The organism is Chamaesiphon sp. (assembly GCF_041737865.1).
Taxonomy (GTDB): Bacteria; Cyanobacteriota; Cyanobacteriia; order Cyanobacteriales; family Chamaesiphonaceae; genus Chamaesiphon.
The window spans coordinates 1-23,531 of record NZ_JBGSQZ010000022.1 but is presented as its reverse complement, the minus strand read 5'-3'; the positions used below and the strand labels follow the sequence as shown (position 1 = coordinate 23,531).

21 protein-coding genes and 1 pseudogene are annotated in these 23,531 nt (G+C 46.3%); 6 read left to right on the top strand and 16 right to left on the bottom strand.

The window, feature by feature from the left end:
* Positions 1-185 (top strand): annotated as a pseudogene (locus tag ACEW9J_RS01645) (IS4 family transposase); the annotation flags it as partial.
* Positions 186-225: 40 nt separating this feature from the next.
* Here ACEW9J_RS01645 and ACEW9J_RS01640 read toward each other — a convergent pair.
* Entirely contained in the window at positions 226-1,506 is a 1,281-nt protein-coding gene (locus ACEW9J_RS01640) for an FGGY-family carbohydrate kinase (protein WP_373543410.1), read from the bottom strand.
* Between the two features lie 112 nt (positions 1,507-1,618).
* Between ACEW9J_RS01640 and ACEW9J_RS01635 the strand changes: the two genes are divergently transcribed.
* The 4 genes from ACEW9J_RS01635 to folD all read left to right on the top strand — a co-directional run bounded on the left by ACEW9J_RS01635 (position 1,619) and on the right by folD (position 5,679).
* Positions 1,619-1,957 carry a P-II family nitrogen regulator gene (locus ACEW9J_RS01635; protein ID WP_373543409.1) on the top strand — a complete coding sequence of 113 codons (339 nt, stop codon included), beginning with the start codon at positions 1,619-1,621 and terminating at the stop codon, positions 1,955-1,957.
* Between the two features lie 473 nt (positions 1,958-2,430).
* The gene (locus ACEW9J_RS01630; RefSeq protein ID WP_373543408.1) at positions 2,431-3,651 is read left to right on the top strand and encodes a M20 family metallopeptidase; all 1,221 of its coding nucleotides are present in this window, start codon (positions 2,431-2,433) and stop codon (positions 3,649-3,651) included.
* Between the two features lie 344 nt (positions 3,652-3,995).
* A complete protein-coding gene (locus ACEW9J_RS01625) occupies positions 3,996-4,157 on the top strand; it encodes a hypothetical protein (RefSeq protein ID WP_373543407.1) in 162 nt (53 codons plus the stop codon).
* A 616-nt stretch (positions 4,158-4,773) separates the two neighbouring features.
* Positions 4,774-5,679 carry a bifunctional methylenetetrahydrofolate dehydrogenase/methenyltetrahydrofolate cyclohydrolase FolD gene (gene folD / locus ACEW9J_RS01620; protein WP_373543406.1) on the top strand — a complete coding sequence of 302 codons (906 nt, stop codon included), beginning with the start codon at positions 4,774-4,776 and terminating at the stop codon, positions 5,677-5,679.
* Between the two features lie 318 nt (positions 5,680-5,997).
* Here folD and ACEW9J_RS01615 read toward each other — a convergent pair whose 3' ends face one another.
* The 4 genes from ACEW9J_RS01615 to ACEW9J_RS01600 form a co-directional block, all read right to left on the bottom strand.
* Positions 5,998-6,606 (bottom strand): cytochrome b/b6 domain-containing protein, encoded by a 609-nt coding sequence (locus ACEW9J_RS01615; RefSeq protein ID WP_373543405.1) that lies wholly within the window; start codon positions 6,604-6,606, stop codon positions 5,998-6,000.
* 240 nt (positions 6,607-6,846) lie between these two features.
* Positions 6,847-7,311 carry a WG repeat-containing protein gene (locus ACEW9J_RS01610; protein WP_373543412.1) on the bottom strand — a complete coding sequence of 155 codons (465 nt, stop codon included), beginning with the start codon at positions 7,309-7,311 and terminating at the stop codon, positions 6,847-6,849.
* 427 nt (positions 7,312-7,738) lie between these two features.
* A complete protein-coding gene (locus tag ACEW9J_RS01605) occupies positions 7,739-10,156 on the bottom strand; it encodes a heavy metal translocating P-type ATPase (protein WP_373543404.1) in 2,418 nt (805 codons plus the stop codon).
* 392 nt (positions 10,157-10,548) lie between these two features.
* Positions 10,549-11,589 (bottom strand): agmatinase family protein, encoded by a 1,041-nt coding sequence (locus ACEW9J_RS01600; protein WP_373543403.1) that lies wholly within the window; start codon positions 11,587-11,589, stop codon positions 10,549-10,551.
* 324 nt (positions 11,590-11,913) lie between these two features.
* Between ACEW9J_RS01600 and ACEW9J_RS01595 the strand changes: the two genes are divergently transcribed.
* Positions 11,914-12,969, top strand: a complete 1,056-nt coding sequence (locus tag ACEW9J_RS01595; protein ID WP_373543402.1) for an IS630 family transposase — start codon at positions 11,914-11,916, stop codon at positions 12,967-12,969.
* On the opposite strand, the gene ACEW9J_RS01590 is transcribed toward ACEW9J_RS01595, so the two are convergent.
* The 11 genes from ACEW9J_RS01590 to ACEW9J_RS01540 form a co-directional block, all read right to left on the bottom strand.
* Positions 12,958-13,254 (bottom strand): DUF3611 family protein, encoded by a 297-nt coding sequence (locus ACEW9J_RS01590; protein WP_373543401.1) that lies wholly within the window; start codon positions 13,252-13,254, stop codon positions 12,958-12,960. The two genes, ACEW9J_RS01595 and ACEW9J_RS01590, sit on opposite strands and share 12 nt — an antisense overlap.
* 38 nt (positions 13,255-13,292) lie before the next feature.
* The gene (locus tag ACEW9J_RS01585; RefSeq protein WP_373543400.1) at positions 13,293-14,447 is read right to left on the bottom strand and encodes an S-layer homology domain-containing protein; all 1,155 of its coding nucleotides are present in this window, start codon (positions 14,445-14,447) and stop codon (positions 13,293-13,295) included.
* Positions 14,448-14,644: 197 nt separating this feature from the next.
* Positions 14,645-14,776, bottom strand: a complete 132-nt coding sequence (locus tag ACEW9J_RS01580; RefSeq protein ID WP_373543399.1) for a hypothetical protein — start codon at positions 14,774-14,776, stop codon at positions 14,645-14,647.
* Between the two features lie 84 nt (positions 14,777-14,860).
* Positions 14,861-15,631: a PRC-barrel domain-containing protein gene (locus ACEW9J_RS01575; protein ID WP_373543398.1), complete on the bottom strand. Its 771-nt coding sequence runs from the start codon at positions 15,629-15,631 to the stop codon at positions 14,861-14,863.
* A 57-nt stretch (positions 15,632-15,688) separates the two neighbouring features.
* Complete coding sequence (locus ACEW9J_RS01570) at positions 15,689-16,126, bottom strand: DUF305 domain-containing protein (protein ID WP_373543411.1); 438 nt, start codon at positions 16,124-16,126, stop codon at positions 15,689-15,691.
* A gap of 149 nt (positions 16,127-16,275) precedes the next feature.
* A complete protein-coding gene (locus ACEW9J_RS01565; protein ID WP_373543397.1) occupies positions 16,276-16,593 on the bottom strand; it encodes an HPF/RaiA family ribosome-associated protein in 318 nt (105 codons plus the stop codon).
* A 158-nt stretch (positions 16,594-16,751) separates the two neighbouring features.
* The gene (locus tag ACEW9J_RS01560; RefSeq protein ID WP_373543396.1) at positions 16,752-17,903 is read right to left on the bottom strand and encodes an ISAs1 family transposase; all 1,152 of its coding nucleotides are present in this window, start codon (positions 17,901-17,903) and stop codon (positions 16,752-16,754) included.
* Between the two features lie 233 nt (positions 17,904-18,136).
* Positions 18,137-18,988: a universal stress protein gene (locus ACEW9J_RS01555; RefSeq protein ID WP_373543395.1), complete on the bottom strand. Its 852-nt coding sequence runs from the start codon at positions 18,986-18,988 to the stop codon at positions 18,137-18,139.
* 181 nt (positions 18,989-19,169) lie between these two features.
* Positions 19,170-21,863: a glucosidase gene (locus ACEW9J_RS01550; protein ID WP_373543394.1), complete on the bottom strand. Its 2,694-nt coding sequence runs from the start codon at positions 21,861-21,863 to the stop codon at positions 19,170-19,172.
* 44 nt (positions 21,864-21,907) lie between these two features.
* On the bottom strand, positions 21,908-22,717 hold the full coding sequence (locus tag ACEW9J_RS01545; protein WP_373543393.1) for a glucose 1-dehydrogenase: 810 nt from the start codon (positions 22,715-22,717) through the stop codon (positions 21,908-21,910).
* Between the two features lie 193 nt (positions 22,718-22,910).
* Positions 22,911-23,531: YihY/virulence factor BrkB family protein (locus ACEW9J_RS01540; protein WP_373543392.1), on the bottom strand; the 621-nt coding region annotated here is incomplete at its 5' end.

Sequence of the window (23,531 nt, the reverse complement as noted above, 5' to 3'; positions counted from 1 at the left end):
TAGCTACTGAACCTATTAAATATTTTACAGCTCCTGAAAATAGGGATTTAGGTATTGTTAAATCTATCCGAAAGCCATTCAAGAAATTGATTATCGATCCCTTCCCAGATCGAGTGAACAGGGAAGGGTCATTCTTTTTTGAGCCATCCGCTCAACCCTGCTTGACAACTGCACTTGCGCCTTGACTTGTCACGAATCGGGGGACCCGCCCATCAGCACTTTTCGCTAAACCGTCGGCACAGCCGACAAGTGCAAATCGATGTCAACTGTCAACTGATTAACTTCTCCTTGTGCTAATATGGCTGCACCATAAGCAGCCTCCCGATCTGTTGATGAAATTTGTACGGGTAAATATTGCTGACGAATCTTTGTCCAGACTGGATTTTGAGCACCACCGCCAGCGGTGGAGACAGCCGTTAGTGGTGTCGCTCCCAATTGAGCCAAGAGGTGATAACCGTGGGCTTCGATCCTGGCGATTCCGGTGAATAAACCATGTAAAAAGTCAACAGCACAATCTGGGCGGGGAGTGAGTCGAGGTGCCAGATCTGGATCGTTAATCGGAAAGCGATCGCCTGGAGTCAATAACGGATAATAATCGAGATCGCTGGGTTGACTGGGATCGATCTCCTGACTCAAACTGACTAACTCTGCATCGCTGAAAAAATGTCGCAGTACTGCGCCCCCAGTATTTGACGCCCCACCCACCAACCACAGATCGCCCAAACGGTGACTGTAAATCCCATATTTCCCTTCATCAACCCGCCTGTGACTCAGCAGCTTGATTACCAATGTCGAACCCAGAGATGTCACTGCTGCGCCTGGAGTGTGGGCACCACTAGCGATAAAAGCCGCAATGCTGTCAGTAGTACCAGCACACACGAGACAATCATCTGCTAAACCCAACTCCTGAGCAACTTGTGGTAATACTGTCCCAATCGGGGTACCTGGTTTCAAAACTTGGGGCAATAACGGTCTATACGGGTGTCTTTCGAGCCAATCTGGGTAACACAGCAATTCGACATCGTAGCCCAGTTTCAGGGCATTATGATAGTCACTGATGCCCAATTTGCCGTGTAGATGATAGGCTAACCAATCTGCTTGGTGGAGAAAATAGTAATCCGTACCTGCAACATGAGGTTGACTCATCAACCAGAACAATTTCGCTAGACTAGATGTGGCACTAATCGCTGGATGTCCGGCGGGGGCAGTGGCTCTGAGCCGATCGATGACTGTTTTACCGCGATCGTCATAGTACAGAATCGGTGTGCCGATAATTTGACCATCAGCATCACACAATAGTACCGTCGAAGAAGTACCATCGATCGCGATTCGGGTTATCCGCGACTTTACTGCAATGGGGATTGCCTGAATCAGATTAAATAAAGTTTCTCGCCACTGTCCGGCTGATAGCTCTCTAGTTCCACGCCACAGCACATTACGATCGGTATCGATCGCAACTAATCTTGCTCCAGATGTGCCAAAATCTATGCCGAGAGAGACTGTCATCTTGTTATTTTGTAGCCAGAGTTACATGTTTAGCTGGCCTAACAATGATACAAAATGTCAAGGTGGTGCAGCTAAAAATAGGATAAAAACATACATTCAGGAGTGACTAAAATTGAAAAAGATCGTCGCAATTATTCGCCCTTTCAAGCTAGATGAAGTCAAAATCGCCCTAGTCAACGCAGGTATCGTGGGGATGACGGTATCTGAAGTGAGGGGATTTGGCAGACAAAAGGGACAAACCGAACGCTATCGCGGCTCGGAGTACACGGTTGAGTTTCTTCAAAAGCTCAAAGTCGAAGTTGTCGTTGAAGATGGTCAAGCTGATATGGTCGTAGACAAGATTATTGCTGCTGCTCGTACTGGTGAAATCGGCGATGGCAAAATCTTTGTCAGTCCCGTCGAGCAAGTCATCCGCATTCGGACTGGTGAAAAAAACATCGAAGCTGTCTAATCGCCATTTCGTCAGATCTAGCGGAGATCCACATGCGTCTCACAGTGCATGTGGATTTAGTTTTAACTAAGCTCAAGACAGCATTTGGTTAATTGATAGTAGATTGTTGGGTTGGTAACGCTTAGGGATTTAAACCCCGAAGCCATAGCTTCTGTTCTTTGTTAAAATCGATTTACTGACACAAATATTGACGATCGGCTCATTAAACCTCCGGCGAAAGTGAAAGCAAAATCTTTGGCTTGGGTCGTTTCCATAGCGTTGGCGAAGCCCTCCCCAACTTGTTCCAAAACTTCCCTTAAAGCCTAAAACCTGCGAAAAATCCGGTCTTGGGGTTTCCCCGCTTGGGTTCGTTCCATGGTCGGGAAACCCGACCGGACGAACTCCGCCAAGTGAAGGACTTTTTCAAGACAAAAGCCTAAAACCTAAAGCCTAAAGCCTGACTTCGCAGCAAGTCTACTCATCCCTACAACCAAATGTTTGCCACCAACGCGCCGACTCAACCAATTAATCCTGACAAGATCCGCCTGAGTATTCAAGCCTTGCAGCCTCAGTTAGTTGCCTTCAGACGGCAGCTTCATCAACAGCCCGAACTCGGTTTCAAAGAACGACTCACCGCCGCCGCGATCTCCGCCAAACTGACAGAATGGAAAATTCCTCATCAAACCGGAATTGCTCAAACTGGAATCGTGGCAATGATTCAGGGGCGGAAAACTAGCTTTCGGCTCAAAACGCTGGCAATTCGGGCAGACATGGATGCTTTACCGATCCAAGAAGCGAATGATGTGCCCTATAAGTCCCAACATGATGGGGTGATGCACGCTTGTGGACATGATGGACATACAGCGATCGCTTTGATGACAGCTTACTATCTTTCTCAGCATCAAAACGACTTTGCGGGGATGGTCAAAATCATCTTCCAGCCCGCCGAGGAAGGTCCAGGTGGTGCCAAACCGATGATTGAGGCGGACGTACTGACTAATCCCGATGTCAATGCCATCATCGGGCTACATCTGTGGAATAATTTACCATTAGGGACGATCGGCGTACGTAGCGGTGCACTAATGGCGGCGGTGGAGCTATTTAGGCTCACGCTCCAAGGTAAGGGCGGACATGGTGCGATGCCGCATCAAACAGTGGATTCGATCGTCCTAGGCAGTCAAATCGTCGGTGCGCTCCAAACAATTGTTTCGCGAAATGTCAATCCGATCGATGCTGCGGTAGTCACAATCGGAGAATTTCATGCGGGTACTGCCAAAAATGTCATTGCTGATACAGCTACTTTATCAGGAACAGTCAGATATTTTAATCCCGATCTAGCTGACTTTTTCCATCAGCGGATTAAAGCAGTTGTCTCAGGCATCTGTGCTAGTCAGGGAGCGACTTACCAATTAGAATACACCAAACTCTACCCACCCCTGATCAACGATCCAAAAATTACCGATTTGGTCAGATCTGTGGCGACAGATATCGTCGAGACACCACTCGGCATCGTCCCTGAATGCCAAACTATGGGTGGTGAAGATATGTCCTTTTTCCTCCAAAAAGTCCCTGGTTGCTACTTCTTTCTCGGCGCAGCAAACCCAGAGCGATCTCTAGCTTATCCCCACCACCATCCTCGCTTTGACTTCGATGAAACTGCCCTCTGTACAGGAGTAGAGATATTTGTCCGTTGCGTCGAGAAATATTGTAATTAACACCAGTTCAGGATAAACATATTGCCATAATCTATTCTCCGCCAGACTCTCAATCGATCTCGATCTATTACCCAATACCAGCAATCCAAAGTCTAAGCACTAATGCGAAGCTCGCTTGGCTACTCACCATCTAATCCTTACGCAGGGGAGTTTGAGGGGCGGCGTCCCGCTCCTCAACGGGGGGTCTGGGGGTCGGAACCCCCAGACCCGGGTTTTGCCCCCACTAGGAAAATCGCCACCCACTGATACATATCGTTTTCCGATTAGCTTATTACAAGCAGTTAATTAGGGCTTGCTGAATTAGTCCCTGATGCTGTTCTAAAGCCTGAACTCCTTGCTAAAAAATGGTTTTGTTGCAAATATTCTCACTCGATCGCCAGATTCAAGCGATTGAGTGCAAGGGTTCTGAGCCTTTCAACGTCAAAACCTTGCACTTAATTTCTGAAAAAAGGCCCAAAACCCTTGCAGTGATTGGCTTGCTGAGATCTTCAGCAAGCCCTAGATAGATTAGATCGCTTGATTTATGCTGCGGTCGGCTCTAATCTTGCTGAAGCCTAGCTACGGTCGTCAACCTTTTTGACCGCCAGCACGATCTCCCGCAGCAGATCGAACGTGGTTCGATCGGAATATTTAAGGTAAATGTATAGTGTTTTTGCTACATTATGAATTAAAGTTGCTCTTATTCACCAGCGTAAAGTACAAATCTAAAAAAGTTAGAGGGTGTTTGAAAAGTTTTATTTGTTACAATCATAGGCTATCAATCCCCCTAAATCCCCCTTAAAAAGGGGGACTAAGACTCTTGCTCCCCCTTTTTAAGGGGGTTTGGGGGATTCAATCTATACTTTTCAAACACCCTCTTAAACAGCAATTTGACGCACATGTACAAAATTATATCAATTCCCGATCTGAAGTAATGGAGTTAATTGCTGGTAAAGGGTGACTACCCAACAATTTGACGGCATTATTAATATTTATAATTCGGCTCAGATCGATATTGGGCATTGCTTAATTTATTGCTGTTTTCTAGATGGAATGAGGATCGGAGTAAACCCTCATTTCGTTGCCCCGACCTAAGCGCGATCGCTACTTGTAATCATACCCAGCTACATCCATAAAATAGTCATGAGCAAACATACTGGTCAAATTCTCGATGGTAAAGCCTTGGCACAAAAGATGCAGGGTACTTTGCAACAGCAAATTGCTCAGTTACAGCCCAAAATCGGTCGTCCCCCTGGGTTAGCCGTCCTGATGGTCGGTGACAATCCAGCTAGTGCTGCTTATGTTGGTGGTAAGGAAAAAGCCTGTGCTAAAGTTGGGATTAGGTCTTTTGGGCAGCACTTTCCCACCGATGTGAGTCAGGAAAAACTAACTGCAATTATTCATGAGTTAAATGCTGACGATCGAGTCGATGGTATTTTAGTTCAATTACCCTTACCAGATGGTTTGGACTCGGTTGCCCTACTCCACGAAATCGCCCCACACAAGGACGTAGATGGACTCCACGCCCTTAATTTGGGGAAACTAGTCAGAGGGGAACCTGGACTGCAAAGTTGCACGCCTGGGGGTGTCATGCGCTTAATGGCTGAATATCAGCTAGATGTTCGGGGCAAACATGCAGTAGTCGTCGGGCGGAGTATTTTAGTCGGGAAACCGCTGGCATTGATGTTGTTAGCTGCTGATGCGACAGTGACGATCGCGCATTCGCGTACTCCCGATCTGGCGGCTGTCTGTCGGGACGCTGATATTTTGGTGGCTGCTGTCGGTAGAACTCAGATGATAACGGCGGATCTGGTGAAGCCTGGTGCAGTAGTCATTGATGTCGGTATCAATCGGCAAGCCGATCCGACGACTGGTAAATCGCGACTGGTTGGTGATGTAGACTTTGAATCAGTCAAAGAAGTGGCGAGTTGGATTACGCCCGTACCTGGTGGAGTCGGGGCGATGACAGTGACGATGCTGCTCGAAAATACGGTCTGGAGTTATGCTAATTCACATGGATTCGATCGATCGGTTGAGGTGTTGGGATAATAATGTTTCGATCGCTAAATTCACCCAAGTTGCCAGCTATAAAGCTCATTTGAGATCTTCTAGTGAGTATCTCATCGGTAGACGTAAAGAATTTGTGGGTTTCGGGGATCGCTAGTGTTGACAGAACCCGGATCTGGGGGTAACGACCCCCAGACCCCCCCGTTGAGAGGCGGAACGCCGCCCCTCAAACTCCCCTGCGTATGGATGGCGTGTGTGAAGCGTGGTGCGGCATTCGCTTTACTTTAGATTGTAGTTGGGGGTTACTTGACTAGAATTTAATCTAGGTGTATGTCTCATCAATTACATAGTATCTGCTAATTATAAATTACTACTTTTTAGCTTTAGAAATGCTGTAGCAATTTTGCCATCACCAATCCCTAACGCCAAAGTAGAATGAGCGAGTGTAAATAACAAAACAAGTGGTACAGTCATAAAATGAACTGTGCGTAGTGTCTGCCAATCGCCAAAGAGATTAGCCAACCAATAAAACTGGACGGGTTGATACATTGATAAACCCGTCGCGAGTGCGAGTAATAGAATCGGGATAATACTTGTATAAACAATCCGATGCCAAGCATATTGGCGACGTTTGGGATTGCTGCTAGCTTGCAGAGCTTTGACATCTCCATTACTAACAAATCGATTGCGCCATCTTTTTGTCCAAAAAACATAGATGCCATAACCTAATAGGTTCAAACCATAAATCCACATCAGGGCAAAATGCCAATTTCGCCCGCCAGCTAGCCAGCTGCCCAAAGTAATTAACCAGGGAATATGGATGCCCTCGCGTCCTCCAAATACAGGATTGGCATTATAAATTTGCAATCCGCTAGCAATCATCCCGAACAGGCTAATGATATTTACCCAATGAAATAATCGAGCGATCGTCGGCTGTCCGCCAGGTAATTTTTTCGTTGTCAATTCCATGTTATTTTACCTGAATCTGCTTCAATTATAGAGTCGATCGCTGCTGGTAACAATTAACGATTCTATTTTGACAGCAGCCGATCTATTTATTAGACCTTTTGCGAAAATGAAAGCAAAATCTTTGACAATACTGTTTTTGTCTAAAACTTCCCCTAAAGTCTCAAGCCTAAAGTCTCAAGCCTAAAGCCTCAAGCCTAAAGTCTAAAGTCTAAAGCCTAAAGCCTAACTTTCGCAGGAAGTCTATTGTACAAATTTACCTACCTTATTGATATATCCAACTCGTTTGCCAATTCTAATCCATGCCGTACCATTATCAAAACTAGCAACCTCATCAAACATTGGCTCGATCTTCATTTTGCCTTGCTTATCGATAAATCCCCACTTCTCACCAACTCTAACCTTTGCTAAACCTTGACTAAAAGTTTCGGCTTCGTCAAAGCTAGGAGTGATAACCATAACGCCACGTTGGTTGATAAAGCCCCATTTATCATCGACTTGGACTGCTGCCAAACCACTATCAAAGCTAACAGCATCATCAAACTGCATCGCTACGACTATGCGACCTGATTCATCGATGTATCCACACTTATCCTCGATTTGAACTGCGGCTAACCCATCAAAAAATTCATAAACATCATCAAAACGGGCGGCGATCGCCATCCGACCCTTGGCATCTACATATCCAAATTTTTCGCCTACTTGAATCGCGACTAAAGTAGATGTTGCATCAGGACTTGAATCGACGATCTATCTCTCGGCAGTATATCACAATTGGGGTAATTGCTCGGCAAGAGCAGGTTGATTAAATGTATTAAACCCATTAATTGCCAAGGAACAAACTAGGGTAACAAATGAGCTGGTTTTCATGAACGAATGATAATAGATAGCTGGTTCTAGCTCTATTATTCAAACACGACCGAGATTACGCTATGATATTCGTCAGGGGAGGTTTTAGGCTCTAGGCTTTGGTTCCGTAGGGTGGAAACTGCCTACCATCTCGATGTAGGGTGTGTTAGGCTGCTGCCGCATGAGCACCAGCAGCCCACCATCTAGATGTAGGGTGTGTTATCGCGGAGCGTAACGCACCAGTATTGGCTACGGATCTGATTTAGGATCGTACCAACAGTATTTCTCAATCAACCGCAATTGCCGATCTACCCCATCTGAGTAAAAGTGAATTAGTGATGACACTTACCGAACTCAGTGCCATCATTGCTCCGGCGGCTGAGGGACTGAGCATAGTGCCCCAGCCATACCAGTAGAGGACTCCGGCTGCTGCGGGGATACCGATGAGGTTATAAATAGCCGCCCAGAATAGGTTTTGGCGAATCTTTGTCAGAGTCGATCGAGATAATTCGATCGAGTAGACGACATCTAGCAAGCGATCGCGCATCAAGATGATATCAGCAACCTCGATCGCCACGTCAGTACTAGCATTTAACGCAATTCCCAAATCTGCTTGAGCCAAGGCGGGGGCATCATTAATTCCATCCCCAATCATCGCCACTCGATGGGGGATATCTGAAGTCAGATTAGTTTGCAAAGATTGCACGATCCGCGCTTTATCTTGGGGGAAAACTTCGGCGTAGATATCTGTAATCCCTAATTCTTGAGCGATAACATCGGCGACGGGTTTCCTGTCGCCCGTGAGCAATACTACCCGCAAACCCATATTTTGCAATTGTTTCACAGTCTCAACTGCATCGGAGCGGAGCTTGTCGGTTACTCCAATGATGCCGATTTTGGCAGTCGTTAATGGTTGCTCTTGGGCGATTGCTACATACATCACAGTTTTTCCTGCTACCATCAAATTCTCAGCAGCAGTAAGTAAATCCTCACTAATTTCCATCCCGCGTGCAGTCAACCAGTGCTGATTGCCCACGATTACCTGATATTTCCCCTGACTCAGAGTGCTAGATGCCCCGCCCAGGAGTTGAGCCTCAGTAACTAGCACCTGGGCATATACGCCCAATCCGGCTTCGGTATATGAATCGATTACTGAGGGCAGATTTAGATCCAATCTTACAGCTTCCTGTTGAATTGCTACAGCCAGCGGATGATTGGCGACACTTTCCGCAGCAGCCGCAAGTTGCAATAGTTCAGTCGAGAGGATCGTGTCTGTGGTGAAAATATCTGTAACCTGGGGCTTGCCTTGAGTGAGTGTACCCGTCTTGTCAAATACAACAGTATCCAACTGATGCACCGCTTCTAAGACATCGCCCCCCTTAATCAATAATCCAGATTCGGCACCAATCCCCGTCCCCACCAGAATCGCCGTCGGTGTGGCTAGACCCAAGGCACAGGGACATGCTACCACCATCACCGCGATCGCGGCTTTGAGCGGCGTGAGGCTGGAAGCTAGGGGTACTAAATTGGGATTGTCGATGCCGATAAAGTACCAAAATAGGCAAGTTAGAATCGCGATCGCCAATACACCGTAAGTAAAATATCCTGCCACTGTATCGGCTAGTTTCTGCACTGGAGCCTTACGAGTTTGGGCGGCTTCTACTAGGGCGATAATTTGCGCCAGAGTAGTATCATCACCAGTGCGGGTGACTTCGATCGAAATCGCACTCGATTGATTGACTGTACCTGCGATCGCCACATCACCCAATTGCTTGAATACAGGTATCGATTCGCCCGTAATCATCGACTCATCGATCGTCGTCTGACCCCAGCGAATCAGCCCGTCAGTAGGGATCTTTTCGCCTGGGAGTACCCGCAGATATTCACCGACTTTGACCTGTTCTACAGGGATTTCGACGGCTTGGGGACGATCGGGATCGGCACTGACTAAGCGGGCAAATGTGGGCTGGAGTGAGAGTAATCGATCGAATGCCGTCGCCGCCCGATGTTTTGCCTGTTGTTCTAGTGTTCGCCCCAAGGTAATAAACCCAATAATCATCACAGGTTCTTCAAAAAAGCACTCCCAGCCTAGATTCGGCAACAGCAGCGCAACGACACTCGCCGTATAGGAAGTAATTATCCCCAAACCCACCAGGGTATTCATATTGGGATTGCCATGCCATAGACTGCGCCAGCCATCCACCAAGATCGCTCTACCTGGAAAAGCGATCGCAATTGTGGCTAAACCCCAATGCCACCAGAAGTTATTTAGTGCAAAATAATTATGTTGATGTAGGTGAGTATTAGGCTGTGTCAGATGTCCGACTGCCGATAATCCTAGTAAAATACCAGCAGTAATTAGTTGCCATAAAAGTTGTTTGGACTCTTGGGCATATTTTTCTTGTCGTTGCTGGAGTCGATCCGATCGATCGCCACCATCTGTGACGAGGCGGGGTTGGCTAGGAAAACCGCTAGCCGTCAATTTATCAGCCAGCTCGACGGGTGTAGATGTTTCTGGAGCGAGTGAAATTGCTGCTACACCCGTCAAAAGATTGACACAAGCAGAATCTACCCCTGGTTGGGCGAGTAGTTGTTTTTCGACAGCACTAACGCACCCAGCACATTTCATCCCCGCCACATCTAGGACGATCGTGGTAGTGGGTATTTCGGCGATGGTAGCTGGATTTGAAGTGCTTTTGAGCATATTCAGGGTGAGAGGGTAAAGCGACAAAATTAGGACGTGTGACTGCTTCAGCGTAACGTACCGAATAAATCTCAGCAAATATAGCAGTCGCCCGCTAGATCCCCGACTTCTTCAAGAAGCGGCTCGCGCTCCGTCTACGACACGCCTCGCTTCGTATCTCCTACGGAGAGGCTGTGCCTACGGCAGGCTTCGCCAACGCCAACGTCTACGGGTTCCCCGTTCGCGCAGCGTCTCGCAGAGAGGGTTTAGCGGCGTTTTTATTCGGGGGGGAACCCCCGAATAAAAAAACGACAAGACAGCCAGACAAGACAGTCGGGGATCTGTCCCCCGCCAAGTTGATGTAGGGTACGTTACGGCTTGAGCCTAACGCACCAGTTTGGGATACTGGGGTTTTAATTCATTAAATTTGCTAGTTTATAAACAATTCTCGCCCCAACATTTCCATCCCATTCTGCATTTCCAACTTCACAAACATCAAACCCAATTATCTCTCTACCACTCTTAATCACTTCCCGACATAGGCAAAAAGCTTGCTCTAATTCTAATCCACCAGGAACCGGAGTACCTGTTTCAGGACAAAGTTTTGGATCGAGTCCATCGACATCGAAACTAATATAAACTTGTTGGGGCAAATGTCCGATCGCTTCTTGACAAATACTCAGCCAATTACTACCTGCATATAGCTGTTGTTTGATGAGCGAATCGTAATAAGCAATTACTCTGCCTTGAGATCGATCGATCTCATTTATTTCTACTTCAGATACATCCCGAATTCCCACCTGTACCAGTTTAGAAATCTGTGGAATTTTGAGAGCATTGAACATGATCGATGCGTGGGAGAACTCGAAGCCCTCATAAGCATCGCGTAAGTCTGAATGTGCATCAATATGTAAGATGCCAAAGTCTGGATAACGCTGTGCTAATGCCTGAATGTAACCCAATGGCACACTGTGATCGCCACCAATTACGCCGACTTTTTTTCCAGCATTCATCGCTGCTTGAGTTCGATCGCATAACCAGCGATTTAGATCTTCACCAGCTTGATTTATATCTGCTAATACGCCTGTCAAATCTGGCTCTAAATTCAGATATTGCCCTTGTTCTAATCGATCGATAATTAAGGCTGCTTGCTGCCGATAGTAGTTATTTTTTGCGATAATATCTGGATCGATCGGGGGCATATATATCCCCCGCTTCCACCCATGCGGACGATCGAAATCATATAGATCCAACTGTGGTGAAGCGTCAAGGATCTGTTGTGATGCCGAGGCTGTACCAGGACGATAAGAGACAGTCACTTCCCAAGGTACCCCAAAGATAATTATCTGTGCTGAATCATAATCAAATGGCAATCCAAATAAATTGCCATTGACTTTACCGACATCACTAGGATTGTAATTGTCGAGGTGATTTATCGAACGATCGTTAGACATGGACAATCTCTATTTCTGTATGAGTTTAAGGCTCGATCGTCCAAAATTCAGATGACTGGTGTCGATTTACCACTGACGATCGCTACATCTCAATTATATTCGACATCCGAAAGGTGACGCAGCCACCCGATCGAGAGATTTCCGCCGATATGTTGCCGTAAGATCTCCCATGTCTAAACTAATCGCCTTGGCGGTTGCCATAACTGTCAACCATCAACTATCAACTATACTAAGCACGGCTAGCAATTAGACTTTTACAGTAGGGATTATTAGCGATCGTGAGATACTATGGTAAATGGAGTGGTGTTGAAGAGATCGAGTCTAATGCTGAAAATAAATTTTGTCGAAGAAGATATTAAAAAGCTGCACTATGAGAGATATCATCATCCACATCCATTAGTTCAAAAAAAGATGGAAGCTATTTATCTGAAAAGTCAGGGAGTAACCCACAAAGATATTTGCAGATTGTGTCAAATCTCCAAAACAACATTGACAAAATATATTAGGCAATATCAGACAGGAAGAGTAGAAGAACTTACAAAAATTGAATACAAAGGACAAACAAGTAAGTTAAATCAATATAGCCGACAAATTGAAGAGTATTTCAAAATTCATCCAGCATCGAGCGTTGCGGCAGCAAGTGATGTGATTGAAAAAATAACTGGGATTAAAAGGAGTCCAACACAGATTAGAGAATTCATGAAGAGAATAGGATTACGGTGCTTGAAAGTAGGGTACGTGCCGGGAAAGTCACTAGAACCAGAAAGAATAAAGGAAGTGGAAGTCTATAAAATAGAAAAGCTAGAACCGTTGCTAGAACAGGCAATTAAGGGAGAAAAGGCAGTTTATTTTGTGGATGCAGCTCACTTCGTACACCGAGCATATCTAGGATTTTTATGGTGTTTTGTCAGAACATTTATCTGTTCACCTTCAGGACGAAGAAGATTTAATGTGCTGGGAGCGATAAATGCAGTGACAAAAGAAATAATTACAGTGACAAACGAAACTTATATCAATGCAGAAAGTGTTTGTGAGTTGTTAATCAAGATTGCTGATTTAGGGCTAAGTATTCCAAGTGTACTGATTTTAGACAATGCTAGATATCAAAAATGTAAATTAGTAAGTGAGAAAGCAGAAGCTTTAGGCATAGAGCTATGTTACTTGCCTGCTTATTCACCACAGCTAAATTTAATCGAACGACTTTGGAAGTTTGTTAGAAATGAGTGTTTATATTCAAAATATTATGAGAATTTTGCTGATTTTAAAGCGGAAATTTCCACCTGTATCGGCACCGCGAATACAGACCGGAAAGAAAAGCTAGACAGCCTATTAACACTCAATTTTCAATCTTTTGCAAAAGTCCAGATCTTAACCGTTTAGAGTATAGCTGCCAAATAGCAACACCAGTACACCACAGACTCCCCAAAAAATGCCCACACCTAAGCCTGGAGATGTTACGGGAACAGGGGCAGCACCAACTCTCGGCACTCCCGGCACAACAATCGCTTGATTGAAACTCCGTCCAACAATTGCCAGCAACAACAGTACGCTCGAAACCCCTGCCAGCCCAACTTGAATGATAAAGCTCACCCAAGCAGCAATCCGTAAAATGGTTACTACCTGTTCAAAGCTGGGATGTGAAGATGGCTCACGCTCGGTTTGCATGGAATTTTTAGTCAATGTGGTTAAGGTAATGTTGCAAGTTAACGCCCGACAATATACTTTGTGGCTTGATTAGCAGGCAGGGGACTGATTTTGCCTTGAGACACCAAAGCTTGATGAATTAAGGCACTAACTTCGCCACGGGTTGCTGCTTGATTAGGATTTAGCACTCGTAGATCGGGATAATTGACGACAATTCCGGCAGCCGTTGTCTTGGCAACCGCATCAACCGCGTATTTAGGAATCTGGGCAGCATCCCGATAATACTTACTGGTGACTAGCAATGGACGTTGCGGCACATTGACACTAGGAGCGGGTTGAATACTAGTAGGTGCTGGATTGACAGCAGCAGCACTAGGAGCGGGTTGAGTACCAGTAGGTGCTGGGTTGACAGCAGCATTAGGAGCGGGTTGAGTACTAGTGGGTGCTGGGTTGACAGCAGCAATCGCTCTTGCTGGCGTTGTCATAAATGGCTGCATCAGTGTGACGATCGCAAAGGGAAACATCATTGGTTTTTTCGCGCGCATGTTTGCAGGCTGTTGGGTTACGGGCGTAGTAGTAGCCGTAGTTGCAGGCTGTTGGGCTGCTGGCGTAGTAGTAACCGTAGTTGCAGGCTGTTGGGCTGCTGGCGTAGTAGTAACCGTCGTCGCAGGCTGTTGGGGTACTGGCGTAATAATAGCGACATTAGTTGCAGGCAATTCGAGGTTGCGAGCTAGCGAAGCTAACACTTGGACTTTTGTAATGGGTTGCTTGGGGCGAAACACTCCGCCTGGATAGCCGCTCATGAATCCCATCTGGTATGCCTCTTCGATCGCCTGAGATGCCCAGTAGCCTTTAGGAACGTCCGTATACGTGCTGCCGCTAGGAATCTGCCGCACTGGAGTTTTATCGAAGGCTTGTCGCAGGATCGCTGCAAACTCATCGCGATCGACAGTTTGTGCGGGACGAAAGGTATTATCGGGATAACCTGTGACGATATTACGTTTGGCTAAAGCTTGAATAAACGGCTGTGCCCAATGATTCTGCGTATCGGGAAAGCTGGTATTTGCTGTAGTATTCGGCAATGTTGGAGCTGGAGCTTGAGCCGTAGCTAAATAGGGGGCGATCGCACCAGTCATCAAACCGATAACTAACATTGCCACACCCACAACGGATCTGAGTTGAGAATGTAGGATCGTAACTTTTACCTTGCTCATTTTCTTACCTCTAAATTTACTAATTAGATCGATCGATTAATATGATGCTTTTAACAACTAAATCAGTCTTTATTCATTACTTTCAAGCATTGCTTTCGCTTTCAAGAGTTCTCGATGTTTCTCCTTGCTAATCTTTGGATACTGGAGATTTAATTCCTCTTTGACTTCTTGAGATGACTGGCTTTAAACCCCGGATCTTAGTCTTTAGGCAGCGAAATCTGCTGCTGTGGAGGAACGAGAAAAGGACTAATCAAATCGTCCAGTTGCTCGATCGGAGAGGGGTGCAATGGTGAAGCAGTCTGGCTATGAGTTAGGGAATTGGTTGGCATGGTTTGAGCTTCCGATATATGGGCGATTAACTTAGTAGTGTCACGAACGCGATCTATCTGAGTGTCAAACAGATCGCGTTCGCTTTACAGGGGTTGCGCCAAATCCTTCGAGTCATCAACCCAGTAGCCCTGGCGATTGTAATGTTGATGGAGTCGGGTTTCATAATCCCGCATTAATAGCATCTCCTGCATATATTCCGGCGATTGTCGGATGATTTCGCGAGGTAGATTGATGAAGACTTTCGACTCCTCCCAGCTCACCCGCTCGATCCATCGCGGTGAAACCAGAACTTTTTTTCCCGACCACCAATTGGCTGTATCGACGATCAGATACCGAATCGCCCACGTTTGGTAATCGATGATAAAGTCCTCGACGTGCCCGATCTCACCATCTGTAGCTTGAATATGATAGCCACTCACCTCACGAGTGCTCCGCAAATTGGGATCTCCCTTTTTCTCTACTAGGGTGGATTTGTCCCATTGTTGGCGATCGCGCTGAATGTAGGGATAAGCTCCCCACGCGGATAAGCCACCCCAATACATGGGGTACCCATAATATCCGTGATAATCCAGCTCGAATTGTTGCGAAACGGGTTTGTCACTGCTCAAGGATGGACTATTCTCAATCTGCTGTTTGGTCAAATCGACGGTGATGTACTCCTCTCGCTTATCCGCCGCAGCCAGCGCATACGGGGAAATCAGCACCTGTTTGCCCGTCAGCCAGCCTCCGGTGTCAACGACTAGGTAGCGAATCGTCCAATGCCGATCGTCGAAGTAGTATTCTTTTGCCTTGCCGATTTCACCGTTGAGGCTATTCAATTTAAAACCTTCGAGGGTTTTGGCTGTGATTAACATATTACAACTCCAGATAATTATGTGAGTTTTTTGGTTGTCTGTTATCGATTTAAAACATCAAGATTGAGTGTATTTTTTACTTTCTAAATCTTGAATCAATGCTTTCATTTCGCCAATCTCTTTACGTTGGGCAGCAATAATCCCGTCGGCGAGCTTGCGAACTCGCGGCTCGGAAATATTGGCACGTTCGCTAGTTAAAATAGCAATTGAATGATGGGGAATCATCGCTTTCATCCAGGAAACATCATAAACTGTGACTTGACTACGAACTAGCCACAGCGTCAGTACGAATACGAAAGCACTACTACCAAAAATAGCGGCATTCGTGCGCCAATTGGCATACATTCCACGCATGAATGCGAGCATGATAATCGCCATCACTGCTCCCATCAACACAGCCATGTACGACCGCGTTTCACTAAAATACACATGCTCCCACTGATATGTATTTAGATACATCAGCCCAAACATAACAACAGTAGAAGTCGCCACCATCGCTCCAAAAGTTGAATAACTGTTTTTCACTATTTGTCCTCCTTCAATCTGAATTTTTATGGCGGCTAACGTAGACGATATTTTATCTAACTCCCGACTCTAGCCCTGTCCGAAAATGAACTATTCTCAATCTGTTTTGTGGTGGGCTGTTAGCGATCGCTCAACCGTCCGAGCGTAGTTTCTAGCAGATGTTTCATTTTCTCAGTCGCCCCGCTGACAGCCTGCTCTGGGGTCGCCGCTCGATCGGTCACTGCGATTGGTTGGTGGCTGGTAAGACGAACTTCGAGCAGGCAGCGTTTATCTTCAGTCCCAAACTTCTCGTCGCTATTCTCATCGCTCAAATGAACTTCCACCCGCGTGATTTGTGCGCTGAAGCGATCCAATGTATCCCTCACCATAGTTTCAATTGCTTGAACTAGCATGGTATTGCCTTCGATATTATTGTCGGTTTCGACTTGGATTTTCATATGTTTATTGCTCCTATTTTAAGGTTAATAAAAAAACTCTAATTTGCTCTCTATATTTAGGTAGATGTAGACATATTTGATATTTTGCTAAGGATAAATAAAGTAAGTCATTACTATCAGCAGGGCAACCGCACACGTTTCGTAATAAATGCTGAGATCTAGGCAGTGAGAATGTTTAAAGCACTAAGCACTGCTTTGAGATAGTTATCATCCCATCCCGCTTGGAGTCGTCTAGTTTTGACCCCTACTTTACTTTCTTTGTCTCTTGAGAGTAAATTTATGCCAATATGACGGATAACGGCCAGATTCTCAGCACTATACCCAGAGCAGCTTTGTGCGGTATCTTCAGCAAAACCAACATCGAGAATCCAATGTAGTTGGTTTTCAATACTCCAGTGACTTCTGACAGCCGCGGCAAATCTTTGGACATCGCTCTGAATACTGAGAATGTAATATCTTTGTTCAATACTAATTTTTCCGTTCATCTCGCGCTGTGATTCAACCACCCCAATACTTTTGAGTCCTGACCACTTATGGGCACCGATTAAATACTCAGTGTTACCCATCGTCCAATAGCGACGAGTTTCAATCCGTCCATGTCCCTTGGAAACTGTTGAGTGGAACTGATGGTCAATATTTCTGAAGTTCTGTTTTCGCGCAGCAGTAAACAGTTGAACCACATCTGTGTGAAGAGCGCCCTGATTACCTTTGAGAGCTAAAACGTAATCAGCACCTTGTTCGATGATAACTTTGGCAATTTCAGTCTGACATCCCATTGCATCAATACTTACTAAACAACCTCGGACTGATAAGAGTTTCAATAGTGCTGGTATCGCAGTGATTTCGTTAGATTTCTCGCTGACTTTTTGTTGTCCCATTACCAGATGCTGTGAAGCTGACCACACACTGACCATGTGAATCAGACTGCGAGAATTTCCAGCTTCTTTTGCACCTCTAAGTGTCTTACCATCAATGTTGACTAGTTCTCCCTCCGTCACAGTTTGAACAGCCTGCATCCAGCCAATAAAGCATTTCTGTAGCTCTTCTGGCTTTAGCCTTGCAAATACACGATTGAAGGTATCTGCTGATGGAATCCCATTTGGTAGTTCTAGCCAGGTTTTTAACCAATCTTGTTTTGTTCTACCATATTGAGCAATTGCTTCCCAGTCATTTGCTCCGCAGATCGTCGCACAGATGGTGATAATTAAAATGTCGATCAGCTTATGCTCTATGCTGTGTGCTGCTCTGGGGTCTTTTAATTCCCCAAAGTGTGTTTCGATTAGGGCTGCGGGGCTAGTGGCTGTGGTCATAAAACAGATCTCAATAATTCAATCAGTTCTCCTACTTCAACACATCCTCTTTTTTCTGGCTGCCATTTGTTACGAAACGTGTGCGGTTGCCCTGTTACTATCAGCTTCGGTCCAAATTTTCAAATCTGAATTTTCTGCTTCGAGCATTCAAATTATCTCGAAATTATGCCTAAGATCGCGCCCCTGTTTGTCGATCGAGGATTGGTAAAATCGATAGCCGATCGCAGCTAAATCTAACGGGGAGGCGGGAAAAACAACACTGGCGACCAGCTCAGACGCAGTAATTCTGCTGCAAAACTAGCCACAATCCACTCCTGAAATTTCCCGATCGTACCTGTAGAAATGGCGATCGCGCTAATCTCCTCCATTTGAGCTAGCTCTAAAATCTCGGTTAATGGAGTTCCCCGGCGTAAGTTTGTTGTTACTTGTAAATTTGCCGCCTCCAGATCGACTTTGATGTCAGCAAGGAGGTTTTGCTCGGTCTGAGTGGGGATGTCGCCAGTAACCCAACACAGTACGCACCGCTCCAGATATCGATCGGTTTGTTTTTGAGCTAACTGCTTTATCTGCTCGACCAGAAAATTGGCGGCTGTACTGCCGTCGTAAGGAACCAGTACAGCGCGAAATAAATGCTGGCAACGGAGCCTTAGCTCCTCCGCAGTAAATGCCGCAATTAACTGAGGACGGAGAATCAGCAGGGGGATCGTCGTGCGGCGAGATAATTCGGTCATCGTACTGCCAAGCAGGATATCGACAAGCGAGTTATGCGTCTGGGAACCCAGGAGGATAGATTCAGAGCGATAGCTATTAGCAACCTGAAGAATCGTCTCGACAGATTGCCCCGATCTCACCTCAATGTGGACATCGACCCCAGCCGGACTCGATCCAACTGCCGCAGTCAGTCGCGCTTGAGCATGTTCTACGCGATCGTTATCGCTCTTGGCAATAGTGCGCGTTTCTAAGAGCGGAACGACGTGGAGAAAAACAATTTGCTTCATACCTCCAGCCGCTAAAGCGTCAGTATAATGCGCCAGCCGCTGCAAACCATCCTTGAAATCTGTGCAAATTAAAACTCGTTCAAACATAACTATTCACTCCAAAAATAAGACTATTAAGACTTTTACTAGGCGGCTGGTTTATCTCCTCCTAAAAACGGTCGATCTATGAAATGTATGATGCGTATATTGATGGATCTGTAGGGGCGGGTTTATGCTAAGAATTCCTGCTCTTTACTACCAAGTCCGAACAAATCCGCCCTCCCCCACTTTATCGATCGACAGTTGAGACGATCTGCTTAGGAGGATGTTGAGGCTTAGATGTTTGCAAACGTTCGCTACAATCGCGAATCAAAGTTGCAACTAAACCTGTCCAACCCGTTTGATGATTTGCTCCCAAACCAGCACCGTTATCGCCATTAAAATGTTCGTAAAATAGCAATAAATTGCGCCAGTTAGGGTTGGTTTGAAATAGACGATTGCCGCCATGCACTGGGCGATTTCCGGCAGCATTTTGCTCGAAAATGCCGATCGATCGGTACGATAGTTCGGTGGCTACTTCTGCTAGTGTCAGCCATTGTCCCGATCCGGTGGGACATTCGACTATGAATTCATCGCCGAGATAAGTGTGAAACTTTTGGAGCGATTCAATTATCAAAAAATTCATCGGCAACCAAATTGGCCCCCGCCAGTTGGAATTGCCCCCAAACATGCCTGTGGTCGATTCGGCGGGTTCGTAGGCAATGGTATGTAGTTGTCCCCCTTCAGCGAACGTGTAGGGCTGTTGGGCATGAATTTTTGAGAGCGATCGCACTCCATAAGGGCTGAGGAACTCGGTTTCATCTAGCAATCGGTGGATGATATATGGGAGTCGATCGATCGGATTGACGATCGCCAGCAATCGCCTTGCCTGAGTTCCTGGTGTTGATAACGCCGCCAGATTGCGTTGTAAGTTGGGGCGATTGGCGATAAACCACTCAAAGCGACGTTTGAAATCAGGTAATCGGTCTAAGGTAGACGATTCTAAAATTCCGGTGGCAAATAATGGCACTAGTCCAACCATCGATCGAACTTTCAGATGGTGATGGCGACCGTCAGGTAAGTGCAACACGTCATAAAAAAACCGATCTTCTTCATCCCACAACGGCACATGCTGCTCGCCGACATGATTCATGGCATCGGCAATATACAAAAAATGCTCGAAAAACTTGCTGGCAATATCTTCATAGGTGGGATTGGTTTTGGTTAGCTCTAAGGCAATCTCTAACATATTCAGACAATACATTCCCATCCAACTAGTAGCGTCAGATTGTTCGAGATATCCACCTGTCGGCAGTGCCGCACTGCGATCGAAGATGCCAATATTATCTAATCCTAAAAACCCACCTTGAAAAATGTTGTTGCCGTTGTGGTCTTTCTGATTCACCCACCAGGTAAAGTTGAGCAATAACTTCTGAAATACGCGCTCTAGAAATTGTGGGTCGCTGCGTCCGTATACCTCCTGTTCGATCTGGTAGACGCGCCAAGTCGCCCAAGCATGAACGGGCGGATTGACATCGCCAAAATGCCACTCGTAGGCGGGAATCTGCCCATTTGGGTGCATATACCATTCGCGTGTCAGCCGCTCCAATTGTCGTTTGGCAAAGTCAGGATCGATCGTCGCTAGCGGCAGGCAGTGAAACGCCAGATCCCAGGCGGCGAACCAGGGAAATTCCCACTTATCGGGCATTGAAATAATGTCATCGTTAAATAGATGAATCCAAGCCGAATTGCGCGGATTGTCACGCTGTGGTGGCGGTTGTGTCGGATCGCCCTGGAGCCAATCTTCAACTACGTAATGATAGTACTGTTTCGTCCACAGCAGTCCGGCAAACGCCTGTCGTTGAATCAGCCGTGCATCGTCTGAGAGCCGATTGGGCGTGATGCGCTGATAGAATTCATCCGCTTCTTGCTGCCGAAGTGCAAATATATCTGCAAATTCGGCGAAGGGTGCGGCTAAATCGGCACGATTCGTTAGACGTAACTGGATTGTTTGCGATTGGTGGGCATCCAGCGTCAGTTCGTAATCGGCGGCGGCTTTGGTGCCGAGCTGTTGAGGATTTATGGCTTCGGTGCGCCCATGCACGATGTAGTCGTTAATGCCATCTTTGACGTAGGGCGATGAGTTGTGAGTACCGAATAATCGCTCGTAATTAGTCTCATTTTCGGTAAATAATAGTGTTGTAGACTGGCAATAGAGATAGCGATCGCCCAAAGTAGGATGGTTGGCAGCGATGACACTATGCGAGTCACTACTGTCGCGTTGCTGTAACTGCGGTTTGGGACTATGGAAATCCCACGACCAACTATTCCGAAACCAGAGTGTTGGCAATAACCTCAGCTTACTCTGTTCCGTGCCACGATTGATGGCGGTAATCTGAATCAGCATGTCTTCGTCCGTGGCTTTGGCATACTCAATATAGATGTCAAAATAGCGATCGTCATCAAACACACCAGTATCTGCTAACTCAAACTCTGGCTCATGATAACCCCGACGTTGATTCTCCTCCACGAGTTGAGTATAGGGAAAAGCGGCATGTGGATACTTGTAGAGATACTTCATATAGGCATGGCTGGGAGTGTTGTCGAGATAGAAGTAGTACTCCTTGACATCCTCGCCGTGATTGCCTTCAGGGCCAGTCAGCCCAAATAGCCGCTCCTTGAGAATTGGATCTTCGCCATTCCACAATGCGATCGCAAAACACAACCGTTGATGATTGTCAGAAATGCCAGCAATCCCATCTTCACCCCACCGATACGCCCGCGATCGCGCCTGCTCGTGCGGAAAATGCTCCCACGCCGCACCATCGGCACTATAATCTTCCCGAACAGTGCCCCACTGACGTTCGCTCAAATACGGCCCCCATCTGCGCCAATAAGCTTGGCGATCGCGATCTGCTGTCAGTCGGTTCTCTTCTGCGGTCATGATTAGGGATTAGGCTTTAGGAATTAGGAATTAGGCTTTAGGAATTAGGCTGACCAAGATTCGCGAAAATCAGCGTAGAGCGTCAGTCCACCATCGATATACAGTGTTTGCCCGGTGATATATGCGGCTTCATCTGAAGCCAGAAATGCCACAGCCGCCGCCATCTCTTCAGACGTGCCAGCCCGCCCCATTGGAATATGGCTCTCGACAACAGCTTTTTTGGCTGGGTTTTCGATCCAGTCTTGATTGATTGGTGTCACGGTCGCACCAGGCGCGATCGCATTGACGCGAATCTGACGATCGGCATATTCTAATGCCAGCGTTTTGGTTAGATTCCCCATTCCACCTTTACTAATCGAGTAGCTCAAATATGTAGGACGCGGAATAATTTCATGAACGCTAGAGATATTGATAATACTGCCAGATTGCTTTCGTGATAATAGATGTTTAATTGTTTCCCGCGCACACAGAAATGCCCCCCGAAGATTGACATCCAAAACTCGATCGAATTCAGCGGCGGATAGCTCATGTGATGGACATTCGGTTTGAATTCCCGCATTATTAACCAGAATATCTAGACCGCCAAATCGATCGATTACCGTATTAATGAGCGCGATAACCTCATCTTCTTTAGATACATCACCCTGGACGATTAGCGATTTTACGCCACAATCTTCGACTTGCCCACAAGCTTTTTCCATCGCCTGTTCTTCAGTCTCTGCGGCTTCTTCGGCACTTTTACGGTAGTTGATGGCAATATTGCAACCTTCTTGAGCGAGTCGAATAGCGATCGCTTGGCCGATCCCCGAACTCGCTCCAGTAATTAGGACATTTTTTCCAGTTAATCCTTTCATATTTAAACCATCACGATTGCTCAAATTCCTAGCCAACTATCTTTAGTATCAAACACAAATATGACGCAATAGTGACAGCCTAGAAGTTTGCTCTGAGGATGTCACATATTATCAATGTCGTGCAGCCTATGTAACAAGCCTGTAATAGCTGCTATTCCTCATGCAGAAGCAATCGGCTTAAATTACAAAACCTTCAGCGTGGATTTGTGGTGGAGGTTGATACGGCAAACTCCGACGGCACGATCGGCACTCCGCGCTGTCGAGCATAAACTTTGGTAAAAACTGCGCCTGAAAACAGAACTTGTGCGGCGTAAAAAATCCAGGTAATTATAATCAGAAAAGAGCCTGCAACACCATAACCAGAGCCAATATTTGCCATGCTCAAAAATACGCCAAATAATGCTTGTCCTGCTATGAAAAGTAGCGCGGCGATCGTTGCGCCCATCAAAGTATTGCGCCAGTGAATTTCTATATCTGGCAAGATCGTATACATCGCAGCGAAGACCATAATAATTAAATTAAAGGAGATGAGCCAGCGCAGCATTAGCCAGAGGCTGCCTAATCCAGGCAACCAACGATCGAGCGTACTGACAATAACTGCAAGTAAACTATTAGAAATCGCCGCAACTAACAGCAAAAACACGATCGCCAAAATCATCGTAAAAGACAATAGCCGTTTGCGGAGAAAGTGAGCGATCTGTCTTCCTGGAGCTGGCTGGACTTCCCAAATTCGATCGAGAGCCTGCTGAATTTGGGCAAAGATACTAGATGCACCAACGACGAAGAAGCCTAAATTCATCGCCAGTTGTAATGG